Annotated in this window: 9 protein-coding genes, 1 tRNA gene and 2 pseudogenes; 5 read left to right on the top strand and 7 right to left on the bottom strand. The window is 46.8% G+C overall.

Annotated elements, in window-relative coordinates; all coding sequences use genetic code 11:
* Window positions 1–173: 173 nt before the first annotated feature.
* Window positions 174–249: transfer RNA gene (locus tag JK216_RS14205), tRNA-Asn, on the top strand.
* Between the two features lie 153 nt (window positions 250–402).
* Here the strand turns inward: JK216_RS14205 and JK216_RS14200 are convergent.
* Window positions 403–807, bottom strand: a pseudogene (locus JK216_RS14200) (integrase core domain-containing protein); the annotation flags it as partial.
* 142 nt (window positions 808–949) lie between these two features.
* Here JK216_RS14200 and JK216_RS14195 point away from each other — a divergent pair.
* Window positions 950–1180, top strand: a pseudogene (locus JK216_RS14195) (transposase); the annotation flags it as partial.
* 122 nt (window positions 1181–1302) lie between these two features.
* On the opposite strand, the gene JK216_RS17050 reads toward JK216_RS14195, so the two are convergent.
* The 6 genes from JK216_RS17050 to JK216_RS14165 form a co-directional block, all read right to left on the bottom strand.
* A complete protein-coding gene (locus tag JK216_RS17050; protein WP_249213207.1) occupies window positions 1303–1695 on the bottom strand; it encodes a hypothetical protein in 393 nt (130 codons plus the stop codon).
* Complete coding sequence (locus tag JK216_RS14185; RefSeq protein WP_212711861.1) at window positions 1692–3095, bottom strand: PAAR domain-containing protein; 1404 nt, start codon at window positions 3093–3095, stop codon at window positions 1692–1694. The genes JK216_RS17050 and JK216_RS14185 overlap by 4 nt, the downstream gene beginning before the upstream one ends.
* Window positions 3096–3183: 88 nt before the next feature.
* Window positions 3184–3441, bottom strand: coding sequence for a bacteriocin immunity protein (locus JK216_RS14180; RefSeq protein WP_212709746.1), 258 nt, complete (start codon window positions 3439–3441; stop codon window positions 3184–3186).
* Between the two features lies 1 nt (window position 3442).
* The gene (locus tag JK216_RS14175) at window positions 3443–5146 is read right to left on the bottom strand and encodes an S-type pyocin domain-containing protein (protein ID WP_212715384.1); all 1704 of its coding nucleotides are present in this window, start codon (window positions 5144–5146) and stop codon (window positions 3443–3445) included.
* Window positions 5146–5379: a hypothetical protein gene (locus JK216_RS14170; protein ID WP_212710903.1), complete on the bottom strand. Its 234-nt coding sequence runs from the start codon at window positions 5377–5379 to the stop codon at window positions 5146–5148. The genes JK216_RS14175 and JK216_RS14170 overlap by 1 nt, the downstream gene beginning before the upstream one ends.
* Window positions 5380–5779: 400 nt before the next feature.
* Window positions 5780–6178: a rhodanese-like domain-containing protein gene (locus JK216_RS14165; protein WP_212712093.1), complete on the bottom strand. Its 399-nt coding sequence runs from the start codon at window positions 6176–6178 to the stop codon at window positions 5780–5782.
* 782 nt (window positions 6179–6960) lie between these two features.
* Here JK216_RS14165 and JK216_RS14160 point away from each other — a divergent pair.
* From JK216_RS14160 to bamE, 3 genes are all read left to right on the top strand, one after another.
* Window positions 6961–8046: a glycosyltransferase gene (locus JK216_RS14160; protein ID WP_212712092.1), complete on the top strand. Its 1086-nt coding sequence runs from the start codon at window positions 6961–6963 to the stop codon at window positions 8044–8046.
* Window positions 8047–8604: 558 nt separating this feature from the next.
* Window positions 8605–12114, top strand: a complete 3510-nt coding sequence (nifJ, locus tag JK216_RS14155; protein ID WP_212709050.1) for a pyruvate:ferredoxin (flavodoxin) oxidoreductase — start codon at window positions 8605–8607, stop codon at window positions 12112–12114.
* A 441-nt stretch (window positions 12115–12555) separates the two neighbouring features.
* Window positions 12556–12960, top strand: a complete 405-nt coding sequence (bamE, locus tag JK216_RS14150) for an outer membrane protein assembly factor BamE (protein ID WP_212712091.1) — start codon at window positions 12556–12558, stop codon at window positions 12958–12960.
* Window positions 12961–12962 lie beyond the last annotated feature (2 nt).

The raw sequence follows: 12962 nt of genomic DNA, 5'->3' as shown, positions 1-12962 counted from the left end.
CATCCTGCGATAGCAATGCCCTCTCCCCGCACAGCGGCCCGTTAACTCACCCACAGTTTACGGATGATTTATCACCAGAGTGATTTAAAGTTAGTCACTTGAAAGACAAAGTGTTTATCCGTATTGACACAGACAATATTCCCCCCTATCATTCGCCCCGTCTTCACGACAATTCCTCTGTAGTTCAGTCGGTAGAACGGCGGACTGTTAATCCGTATGTCACTGGTTCGAGTCCAGTCAGAGGAGCCATATTAAAGAAACCAGATGTCTACGGGCGTCTGGTTTTTTGCTTTCTGGCAATCGGTTATCTCTGTTAAGCCACTCCCCCACCAAAACGATACCCTTTTGCGGGTAAATATGCGGGCCCGGTAAGTGTCAAGGTAGTTGTCACCCCCGGTTAATTTAAGCCGCCTGTTTTTCCCGTTCCGGGTTCAACGTTACCGGACCTTCCGGCTGCCAGTTTCTCGTTTTACCTGACCACCGTTCAGGATGTATTTTCTGTGCCTGACGGTACAGTTCATCCCGTTGTTTCAGGAGCCTGTGGTCTTCTCCGCGATGTCGTTCTGCCGGCGTCACATAGCGTATTCCGCTGTGACGGTGTGTTTCGTTATACCACCGGGTAAATTTTTCCACCCACTGACGGGCATCCGACAGTGTTCTGAACCCCGATGACGGCCACTGCGGCACATACTTCAGCGTCCGGAACAGTGATTCTGCATACGCATTATCGTTACTGACCCGCGGACGGCTGTGAGACGGCGTGATATTCAGTTCGTGCAGTTTCATCTGCAGCGTCTGTCACTCCATGCCCTCAGATTGATTTTTCAGAGGGGGTGACAACTATGCTGACACTGAGGGGGCGGCTTCAATGTCTAAGGTGGGCCTGGTCATGTGTCATCTCTTTTTTTAGATTAGTTTACTGAAATGACACAGAATTTTGAACACTACCCAGCAGAATATAATTCTGCGTTTTATTCAGCCTGGTAAACCTCAACAGAATGCTTATATTGAGCGATATAACCGGACAGTGCGTTATGACTGGCTGGGGCAACACTTATTTACATCACTGGATGAATTGCAGAACTATACCACGCAGTGGCAATGGTTTTATAATCACGAACGACCGAATATGGCACTGAATGGCTTCACGCCGATGCAGCATATTCAACGTATGACCTGATTCTACTTATCACCTCCGTTAAAATGGGGGGATTACCTTACCGTGCCTTCCAGATATTTTTTTCCACTTAAAAATCTGGCTGGAAAGCAAAATAGCCCTTTATCATAAGAGCTACTTTTTAGTTAATTCGATTGCATTTTAAGGATGATCAATAAGCTAATAAAACTTATCAAGCCTATAATCAAAGCTGTGTATTTTATATAGAACCAAGAGATCTCATTAGTCTTTAGATTTTTAAAGAATGAAATTTCTTCTTCTTTCAGTGTCCTTTTTGTTGCTGGGAACTTAGGGAAGATAAGAGCACTCATAAGAAAAGATTCCTTATACCCCCAAAAGAAAAAACTACCACCTTTACCAGCAGTCATAGAAAAAGGCATATACCCAAACTGTTTTTTGAACTTATCAGCAATGAGATCGAATTTACGTTCTGTAAATTTACCATAGATAAGATAAAATGCTAGCGAAGCTACAAATGTTGCAGCTAAGCATAATATGAGCATGTCTATCGATTTCATTTCGAACCTTCGATAACATTATAAATAGTACTTCCTACTTTTTCTCCACCCCAGCCGCCAGCCTCACCCCCTACGTAACCTAATGTGCCACCTGCTATAACAGCACATGCTAAACCACCTACGCCAGCAGTTCCAACACCAATAGCTATACATAGTGGAACAGCTATACCACCTGCAATGATACCTCCACCAGTACCACCAACAAAGCTACTTATTTCAGTATATTTTTTCTGCGTACATTCAGCTTCTCGACCAACAGAACAAGCCTCATTTATTTCATTAATTGAGTGAAGGGCACTAAAACCTATTCCCACATAACCAGTGTATCGCATTGCTTTAACATATTTAACGGATCGTTCTAAGTGAGTTGCATAACCTTCAATATCCTTGATCCCTGTTTCATTCCATTTATGAGTAATAGAACTAGTAGACAGACCAAGAGCATTTTTTATTTTAGTGTATTCACCAAATTTCATAGCTTTATTAAAGAAGCCTATTTTTAATTCTCGATCAAGTTCCTTAAATAGTTGAGCACGTTTTACATAGAACTGCTCACCAATCAAAGCACCTCTTGTCATATAGGTGTTTTTATATGTTTCTTGAATTTCTTTGAGAATCCTTTCTATGTTCTCGAAATACTTTCCTACTGGATCAGCAGCAAGGCCAATTCCTTTATCAGCGATGCTAGAGAAGTTAGCTATAGTTGCATAGTGGGTATGCAGAAAGTTAGCTTCTTTATGAGTAAGAGGCTCTAACGCTTTATCAATGCGTTGTTTGGCTGCTTGCATATGAGCGATCTGATCACTGTCTTGTTTCTCTGGATCAACAAGAAGCATGATAGAACCTGCTTTATATTCCTTACTATCTCCATTCAAAGAACGATAAAGTTCTTTTGTCCCTGCTGGTGAACTACCTTCAAATAAGAATCTTTCATAAGCTCCCGTTTCAGCACCATAAGGCAGGACACAAAAACCAGCATCTACTGGTTCACGTTTCTCTTGATGAGGCTTTTTAGCTGTCTGAGCATGTTGTATAGGTTCTTCTACTTTAGCTGGTCCGGGAGCTACCAAAGGAGCAGGGGCAGCGGCAACTACAGTAGTAGCCTTAGCTGCTTTATTTTCCTCGACCCAATAGGAAGCATTTGGGAATGAAGAAATGAAACTTGCGTTACAGGGGCAAGTACTACAACTATGCAAAGTACCTGCTGCTGAAACTCCGTGAATTGTGTAAGTGGGAATGCCACCCGCTATATGATAAGTTTTCCCATTTTTACCACATGATACAGAATCACCATTTCTCGCAGTCGCAATCCCTCCAAAGCTGTGATTTGGGGAGCCTGAAAGTATGGTTCCGCCACATGTTGTCTTGTCACCTATACGTAAAAAATGACCAGTTGCCATATATTATCCTTAATGAAGATTGATCTTACCCACGTAATGTGGACACGGCCCTTAGACGCAGATACAGTCTCATTTATGCGACCAGAAGCTAACCCTTAAAGCCCGGTTTACCATTCACTTGACGCCATTCTTTAACTTCCTGAACAACACCTTCGGGGCTATCATCTTTCCCATCCTCTGGGTAAAAGATAAGGTCGGAGGCTGATGGATGTTCAACAAGTCGCCTGAACTCCCTGACCCGGCGATTATCATCCTTTTCTGTTGGCCCTTCAGCATTATAAATTTTACGAACTAAATCTAAAAATTCGCTTTCTGTATAATCAGGTAATGATTTTTTATCGCCCATATTATTTACTCTGCCTCGTTGAATGAATATCGATATGCAGCTTAGGTGAAGTTATGCTCATATTATCGACATTATAAACTTCCCCACCTTTACTTATTAGAATAATATGATGTATCTCATAGCGTTCTCTTCCTCCAGCACGATCCTGTTCTCGTGTGAAAGGAGAGTTCCCATTGCGTATATGAATTTTGTTACTCCCCCGGAACTGGCTTGAGAGTTCAGGATCTTTTGAAACCTCGAACCAAAACGCTTTACGGAACTGGTCAAAATTTCCAAAGGTTCGCCCTCGTAGTTTATCTGCTATCTGACCAGGAACCGGGGAACCATTCCCCGTGTTAGCATCAGACAACCAAATACCACTAACTTTCTGCCCTTTACCCGTTACCTGGCCGGGATTGTTTCGTAGATAAACATAAATCGGCGGAATATCCGACACTGGCAGAATAAGAATATAATCCGCAAAACTCTTCTCCTCCGGTGCCGGAGTGGTTGTCGCCTCGATGCGGGTATTTTCCGGCAGCGGATCAACAACTACCGGATTAGGTATCCTTACCGGGTGCCGGTTGCCCGTATTTGAAGGAACATTGACACCTGAACTGTCGGGCGTCCAGATAATGGTGATACGCGGATCTTCCTCTGTGGTGAACGTATACGCTTTCCGGCTGCTGTCCCACTCCATTTTGCGCACACGCACCCTGTCTTTACCCGGTGGCGTATGCCAGCCATGAGGAACCGGATTGCCTTTATCATCCTGTTCCCACGTATAACGCACACGCGTCGGTGCTTCACGCATCTGTTCCAGACGCATCCGGTCAATAAAGTCCTGTTCGCCATCATTGAGCCTGCCGGGCATCATTCCCAACACGACTGCCGCGATGGGAGCACCGGGGCCGCTGGCCGCTATTCTTCCTGCTCCGCTTGCTAACTCACCCAGTTTTACCGCCCACGTTCCTGATGTAATGGCATTTCCACCAATCAGGGTAAGAACACTGGCTCCTTCAACAGCCGTCTGAACATTAGCAGCACTTGTCGCTGCGGCTGTTGCCCGCTGGTATTCCACTTCTTCATAATTACCGAACCACCATTTATACAGGGCGCTTCGCTTTTTCGGCTGTGGAATATCTTCAGCAGGTTTGTTTTTCCTGGCGGTCTGAGCATGTTGGGGAACATCAGTATCAGAAGCTGGATCAGCAGGGGGAACGGCCTGATAAAATGCCATCGCCGCAAAATGAGTATGGGGTTCCTGCTCTTCCCCGGCATCATTACAACCTTCACCCCGCAGGCAGGATTTGGCAAACACACGATTGCGGTCACGTTCTTCCGCCCGTTGTTTAGTTCTTTCTTCTGCTGCGGCCTGACGTTCAGCAACCAGTGCCGCAAGGGCTGCAACAGAAGGATCCGGGCCTCTGCCAACCCATTGTCCTGCCGGCGCGATAATCCGGTTAGACCCTGACGGGCAGGCACAGCGCACAACTGAACCATCCACCGCTGCTATTTTTCCATTATTGGTATCACGGGGTTCACCGGAGACGATAACCCCTGCCTCACCGCATACAGGACAGGGGGTGGTTTTGTCCCCGACACGAACCACCCTGCGTCCGTGTTCAGTATCATCGGACATGGAGGCAATACACACAGCACCGGTGGTGGTTTTATCACCTTCCAGTGCGGTTCCCCGGGCATAACAGTTCGAACGGTTTCCCATTACGCCACCTCACAGGATGACAGGAAATCCTCCGGCACGAGATTACTCTGTCTGCCCTCTGTTGTAGCCCGGTACAGGGTGTTAACAGCATGCTGCCAGCAATATGCCTGCGGGCCAGCGATAAGCACACGCGCTGCCTCAGTGATTGTGGCCGGTGCTTCCGCCGTAAACAGGGATTGCACTGTGGCTGAAAGCCGGTCCGCGGTCAGTCCATTGTTGTATTGACGATCCATTGGCTTTTCCTTGTCAGCGCCAGGGGGTAACTGATGCAATATTAACCGGCTTATAATTTGACTGAAAAGAGATGCCCGTCATGATATGAAGAATATTAAAGAAGAAAAAACTATAACAGGGACCTTCGGCTTAAGGGATTAATGGTGTTATCGCTTCTTTATTTATCTGGCCGAGTCCGGGAACGAATTTTCTGTCGTTATTGACCATTGGCTCCCTGTCCAAATCGTCTTCAGCTTCTGGCAGAAAATAGTGCCTCGCCGGGGAATATGGACACAGTATTAATTCACCCGGTGATGATAATAGCCGGAGTCAATTATAAAATATTTATCAGTAGGTTATTCAAATAAATATCCCCGCGCGCTTACTCAGGTCACACGGGGCGAGTTTATTTCTGGTTACTCAGCAACCGCAGGAAACAGGGGTTCCTTCTTTTCCCTCAGTACCGTCAGTGGAATAACCATCCCGTTTCCACCAGTCCAGCCCACCTAATAATTCTTTTACCTGAAAACCGAGCGTCATCAGTTTCATCGCTGTTTTGGTCGAAGCGTTGCAACCAATGCCATCACAATAGCAAATATATATTTTGGTTTTATCCAGGTGTTCTGTGTTGTTAAAACAGATTTCTTTATGCGGCTGATTGATTGCTCCGGGAATATGCTCTCTCTGATAAGCATCTTTACTGCGTCCGTCAACGACAACAACATTTGTATTCTCTTTTAAAGCCAGATACAGATCCCATGAATCCGTTTCATAGGCCAGTTTTTGTTGATAAAAAGATAACTGTTCAATTGCTGACATAATAACCTCATTTTCTACCGTTAAGCCTGTGCTCAGTATCCGGTATTAGCGTAACCAGTTCAATGCTCTGGCGTAAACTGGTTACTGTCATACCGGCATAAAGAACAAGTCACGGGGCAATACCGGCCCGCGATTCTCAGACAGATGTCACTGACCATGGAAATCTGTCGCAGAACCCGGAATGACAGATTGAACCTACAGATTTTTTCCTTAAAATATATACCCGCATCGACGTTATCAGGTTTTAAGACTCTGGAAGAAACATAAGTCAGGGTGGATAAATTTAGCCGGTGATATAACGAAGAACGTTGTTACAGGGGAATATCTATGTCTCGCCAGCAGAACGGCATCATGGCAAAGAAATAAATCTTCTTATGCATGGGATAAAGGCTATCCTCAGGCACAAAAAAATATATACTTGCCGCTGAACAGGAGACTGATACTTAAAGGGTGATTATTCCTAATCCGGCCCGGGAAAAACAGGCAGCATAAATTATATCCTGATGCAACGGCCTTGACACTGACCGCGATTGATATGCTAATATCCTTTCCGTGTGTTATAATTTCCCGATGGTTTAATATACCTGCCGCCAGGCTAAGATATGAATTCAGAACGTTGCTTTTACAGACTTAAGGTTACACCGTCTTTCGCCGCCTGTTGATTTTACCGGTATTTACCATCATACCTGTTACGTCTTCTTATGGTGACAGATAAATCGCCTGGATAAGATAAAAGTCCTAATCTACAGAAAGTCAACTTCAGTCACAAACAAGGTACTCAAATGAAAAAAATACTGATAACCCACGAACTACCTAGTGGAAGAGGCGGACTGGAAATCGTAGTTTCCCGGATAGCGAGTATCCTTCATCAAAAAAAAGGACATATAGTTAAATTCGCACTTTTCGATGATTCCGGAACTGGCATAAAAAATACAGACTGGCTGGATGGACAGAATTTTATTATAATAAAAAATAACTCCGGAAATAAAAAAATACAGAGATTAGTTAACGCATATAAATTATCCCGAGAAATTATAAAATACAATCCGGATATAATTGTATCAATCTGCCCGCTTGCATGTTTTATATCGAAGTATGCAAGTTTATTCTCAATAAAACATGCAAAGGTAAAAATAATATCATGGATGCATACACCGCCAGAAATTGCCTATAAGAAAAAATACTTAACGCTTGCTGACTTTCATCTTGCAATTTGCGATGGAATAAAGAAACAATTGGTTGCCATTGGTATAAATAAAGAAAAAGTAACTACTGTATACAATCCGGTAACACCAAGAGCTGAGTGTATAGAAAAAAACCATCAGGTACCTGAATTTATCTACGTAGGGCGATTACAATTTAATGACCAGAAAGTAATAAAAGAGTTACTTGATGCTGCATCTATAATAAACGGGAATTTCCATATCCATATAATAGGTGACGGAGATGACAGAGAGTTATGCCAGCAGTATTCCCGAAAGATTGGTGTATGGGAAAAAATCACCTGGCATGGCTGGCAGGGAGACCCATGGGGTTATATTTTAAATGAGATTAAATTCGCAGACTCATTGATACTTCCCTCTAAATTTGAAGGGTTCCCTCTTGTTCTTTTAGAAGCTATGGCAATGGGAATAATGTGTATTGCGAGTGACTGCAGATGTGGTCCGGATGAGATCATTACAGATAACGAAAATGGGATGTTATATAGCATGGGGAATGCTGAACACCTGGCATCAAAAATGCAAGCAGTTATAAACGGAGAATTTAAAAAAACGACCAGTGATATAAAATCAAGTGTCAGCAAATTTCATGATGATGTGGTCATAGAAAAAATAAATACGTTTTTAATTACACATTCAAAAAAATAACCCTGCGGCCCCTCCGGACACCGGATTTCTTTCCCCGCCACAGTGAGTGTCAGCCCGACGAAATAACCTGTAGGGGAAACCGGGCCTGGCTGGCGACGCAGCCCCGCAGAGGATCAATACAGGGGCTGTTGTGACCCGGGGGAACGGGCCGGAGATATATCCGTGGAATATCATTCAGGTAAGACCTCCGGTTGTCTTCAACTGTCAATAAACGCCACACTGTAAACCACCTCCCTTCCCGTTTCTCAGCAAAGCCATTAATCCGCAACAATTTTTGTCAGATTGACGATCTATCTCAATAACAGTGCTGTTTACGGCGCTACACTGGGCAGCCAGGCCAGCTGTATCGCCGGGAACGGTGACCATCAGGATAACCGTGATGACTCTGATAGAGTGTATCCGCTGATATCACAGGAAAAAACACCGCTTTAGTTTTTTAATTTCCCTCTCTCCCGGCCCGGCAGAATCACGGACGGGACGAATAGCACTATTGAAAACATGGATTAATTACAGCGATGTAACATCCTGAAAACAATAATCCATTATTCCGGGTGAGCAATGATAACAACAGACGGTAACAGCGCGGTGGCTGAGGTCGCATTTAAGTGCAGCGAAATTATCGGGATCTACCCGATTACTCCCAGTTCTGCGATGGCCGAACAGGCAGATGCCTGGTCCGGTAAAGGAAAGCGTAACCTGTGGGGAGATGTCCCCACGGTTATCGAAATGCAATCAGAAGCCGGTGCGATAGCTGTAGTGCACGGCGCACTGCAAACCGGTGGTCTGGCCACTTCTTTTACCTCATCACAGGGGTTATTACTGATGATCCCCACCCTGTATAAACTGGGGGGACAGCTGATGCCTTTTGTACTGCATGTGGCGGCAAGGACCGTGGCAACCCATGCGTTGTCTATTTTCGGCGATCACTCCGATGTTATGGCTGTCAGGCAAACGGGCTGTGCGATGTTATGTGCAGGCAGTGTGCAGGAAGCTCAGGACTTTGCTGTTATTTCCCATGCGGCGACCCTGAAAAGTCGTGTCCCGTTTATCCATTTTTTCGATGGCTTCAGAACCTCTCATGAGCTGAATAAAATTGAGCCACTCAGCGATGAAACTATCCTGGCTATGCTGCCACAACAGGCGATTGATGACCATCGCTCCCGCGGCCTTACCCCTGAGCGACCGGTGATCCGCGGTACCTCAGCCAACCCGGATACCTATTTTCAGTCTCGCGAGGCTACCAATGTGTGGTACAACGCCGTCGACCAGCACGTTGAAGATACTATGCAACAATTTGCGGCCCTGACCGGCCGGCAATATGCCCCTTTCGATTATTATGGTCACCCGCAGGCTGAGCGGGTAATTATTATTATGGGATCTGCTGCAGGAACCTGTGAAGAAGTGACTGATCTGTTACTCAGCCGTGGTGAAAAGGTCGGTGTTCTGAAAGTCCGTTTATACCGGCCTTTCTCACCAGCCCGGTTGCTGGAGAAATTACCCCTCAGTGTGCGCAATATCGCCGTTCTTGACCGGACTAAAGAGCCCGGAGCTCCGGCCGAACCCCTTTGCCTCGATGTGATCAGTGCCGTGGCAGGGGCAGTCAGCAGCGGAGAAAGATCACACCTGCCACGTATTTCCGGCGGCCGTTACGGGTTATCTTCCAAAGAGTTTGATCCGCAATGTGCCCTCGCTGTCTTTGCTGAGCTGGCAAAGGAGATACCGAAACCCCGCTTCACCGTCGGTATCTATGATGATGTTACCCACCTGTCCCTGCCATTAGGTGATGACTGTCCGCCTTCCCTGGCAAGAATGGAAGCATTGTTCTACGGTCTGGGCAGCGACGGCAGTGTTTCTGCAACCAAAAATAATATCCGGATCATTGGTGAAAAGACCGACAGTTTTGCCCAGGGCTATTTTGTCTATGATTCCAAAAAAGCCGGGGGACTGACAGTTTCACACCTGCGGGTCAGCGACCACCCTGTCCGTTCTGCTTACCTGATAAAACAGGCGGATTTTGTCGGCTGCCATCAGCCACAATTCCTGGATAAATATCAGATGGCAGAGCAGCTGAAGCCAGGCGGTATTTTTCTGTTAAATACCCCCCATTCACCGGAAAATGTGTGGGCAACATTACCCCGGGAAGTACAGGCCGCACTTAATGAACGCAGGGCAAAGCTGTTTACGATTAATGCGACAAAAATAGCCAGGGAGTGCGGGCTGGGTACCAGAATTAATACGGTAATGCAGATGGCGTTTTTCAGTCTGACGCAGGTTATTCCGTTGTCACAGGCATGCCAGGCGCTGGAGCAGGCCGTTGAACGCAGTTACCGCAGCAAAGGCGATGAGCTGGCAGAAAGGAACTGGCAGGCACTGGCTGTCGCTCGTGAATCTTTGCATCCTGTCCCTTTGCAGCCGGTGACCCGTGACAGCAGGCCACGTCCGCCAGTGGTATCCGATGCCGCACCCGATTTCGTGAAAACAGTCACCGCCGCTATGCTGGCAGGGCTTGGCGATAAATTACCCGTGTCTGCTCTGCCGCCGGATGGCAGCTGGCCCGTCGGCACCACCCGCTGGGAAAAACGTAATATTGCCAGTGAGATCCCGGTCTGGAAAGCAGACCTCTGTACCCAGTGCAATCATTGCGTTGCTGCCTGTCCTCATGCTGCCATCCGCGCGAAAGTCGTCGACCCTGATGCGATGAGTGATGCCCCGTCATCTCTGCAATCTCTGGAGGTCAGGTCACGGGATATGCGCGGGAAAAAATATGTCCTGCAGGTGGCACCGGAAGACTGCACCGGCTGTAATTTATGTGTTGAAGTCTGCCCGGCCAGCGATCGGCAGCAACCGGAAATAAAAGCAATCAATATGCTTTCACACCTTGAGCATGTGGACGAAGAAAAAGTTAACTTTGATTTCTTCCTGCAGTTACCAGAGATGCGCAGTGAACAGCTGGAACGGATCGATATACGGACTTCGCAACTGCTGACTCCACTGATGGAATATTCAGGGGCCTGCTCCGGCTGCGGAGAAACACCTTATATTAAACTGCTGACCCAGCTTTGGGGCGACCGGTTATTGATTGCCAATGCTACCGGTTGTTCTTCTATTTACGGGGGGAACCTGCCATCTACGCCTTATACTACCGACCGTGAAGGCCGCGGGCCGGCCTGGGCTAACTCCCTGTTCGAAGATAATGCTGAATTCGGGCTGGGCTTCCGTCTGACCACCCGCCAGCGTAAAAACCGTATTCTGCGGTTACTTGATAGCTGCCGCAGCCTGATCCCTCCATCCCTGTTCGCTGAATTACAGCAACCGGCGGAACCCTCACAGAAACGTCAGCAGATTGAAGCATTACGCCGGGTCCTTGAGTCAGAAGCACTGCCACAGGCAGCAGAACTCAGTCGTGATGCTGATGCTCTGGTCGATAAGTCAGTCTGGCTGATCGGCGGCGATGGCTGGGCCTATGATATCGGTTATGGCGGGCTTGACCATGTTCTGAGCACCGATGAAAACATCAATGTGCTGGTGCTTGATACCCAGTGTTATTCAAATACCGGCGGGCAAGCCTCAAAAGCAACGCCTCTGGGAGCTGTGGCAGCGTTTGCCGAAAATGGCAAACGGAAAGCCCGTAAAGACCTGGGGGTCAATATAATGATGTACGGACACGTTTATGTGGCACAGATTTCGCTGGGTGCTCAGCTTAATCAGACCGTAAAAGCCATACAGGAGGCGGAAGCCTATCCGGGTCCGTCGCTGATCATTGCCTACAGTCCATGTGAGGAACACGGTTATGATCTGGCTCTGAGCCATGACCAGATGCGTCAGCTGACAGCCACCGGATTCTGGCCATTGTACCGTTTTGACCCGCGCAGAAATGGCACAGATAAACCGGCCCTCAGCCTGGACTCTCGCCCGCCGACGGATGCCCTGGCCGATGTGTTGGGTAATGAACAGCGTTTTAAACGACTTAACCGGCAGCAACCGGAGGTTGCCGCACAGTTGTGGAAAGAAGCCGCTGATGACTTACAAAAACGCTATGATTTTCTGGCATCGCTGGCAGGAAAATAATCCTCCGGATTTCCCTGCCACTCCCCGCCGCCCGGGATAAACAGCAGTACGGGAAATGACTACCATTGCATACAGCAGTTCGTCACCACGGGCTGCTGTATGGCTTGCTCTGGCAAAGTCCCGGTCACTGTATAACACTCCCCCTGACGCAGCAGGATAACCAGACAGGCGGGCGGACAGAGACAGCTCTTTCACCAGCATCGTAAATCCCTGCCGCCGCAATAATGCATCAGAAAAAATGATCTTATTTTTTGATGAAAAACCAGATGAAATATTTTGCTACAAAAAAACCTATTCACAAAAAACAGGATAAGACAAAAAAGATAATAAAAATCAGCAACATAACACCAAAAATCATCCTGAAATAAAAAATACAAATAATTTACATATTTATATATCATCAGTCTCGCTAAATTATAAAGAATAACTTAAGGGTGACTAATGAAGAAGTATATTGCTGTTTCGGTTCTGGTACTGATGACTGCAGGCTGCGCACAGATGAATACGATGACGCAGGATCCAATCTCAACCAATGACATTGCCGCTAAAATTAAAACCGGTAAAACAACCAGACAACAGGTTATAAATCTGCTAGGTAATCCGGACAGTGATAATATTGTGAACGGGCAGGAAACCCTGTCTTACACACTTTCTAATGACGTCGCTAAAGCCGGAAAAATGGCCAGCATGACCAGTTCCGTTATGGCCTATATCCCGGGGGTTTCTGCCTATTCCGGTTATGCCTCCCAGGCATCTTCAGGGTCCGGCGCGCTGGGGCACTCCAAACAGGTTACTGTCACTCTTAAAAATGACAGAGTTTCCAGCTATTCCGTGACAGGCAGCTGACA

Source organism: Tatumella sp. JGM94 (assembly GCF_018257595.1).
GTDB classification, from domain to species: domain Bacteria; phylum Pseudomonadota; class Gammaproteobacteria; order Enterobacterales; family Enterobacteriaceae; genus Tatumella; species Tatumella punctata.
The sequence above is the reverse complement of the archived record's forward strand: the minus strand, read 5'-3'. Positions and strand labels throughout refer to the sequence as shown.

Coding starts and splice junctions, on each gene's coding strand:
- JK216_RS14165 (WP_212712093.1), bottom strand. CDS start 6,178: ATGTCAGCAATTGAACAGTTATCTTTTTATCAACAAAAACTGGCCTAT.
- JK216_RS14180 (WP_212709746.1), bottom strand. CDS start 3,441: ATGGGCGATAAAAAATCATTACCTGATTATACAGAAAGCGAATTTTTA.
- JK216_RS14170 (WP_212710903.1), bottom strand. CDS start 5,379: ATGGATCGTCAATACAACAATGGACTGACCGCGGACCGGCTTTCAGCC.
- JK216_RS14185 (WP_212711861.1), bottom strand. CDS start 3,095: ATGGCAACTGGTCATTTTTTACGTATAGGTGACAAGACAACATGTGGC.
- bamE (WP_212712091.1), top strand. CDS start 12,556: ATGAAGAAGTATATTGCTGTTTCGGTTCTGGTACTGATGACTGCAGGC.
- JK216_RS14160 (WP_212712092.1), top strand. CDS start 6,961: ATGAAAAAAATACTGATAACCCACGAACTACCTAGTGGAAGAGGCGGA.
- JK216_RS17050 (WP_249213207.1), bottom strand. CDS start 1,695: ATGAAATCGATAGACATGCTCATATTATGCTTAGCTGCAACATTTGTA.
- JK216_RS14175 (WP_212715384.1), bottom strand. CDS start 5,146: ATGGGAAACCGTTCGAACTGTTATGCCCGGGGAACCGCACTGGAAGGT.
- nifJ (WP_212709050.1), top strand. CDS start 8,605: ATGATAACAACAGACGGTAACAGCGCGGTGGCTGAGGTCGCATTTAAG.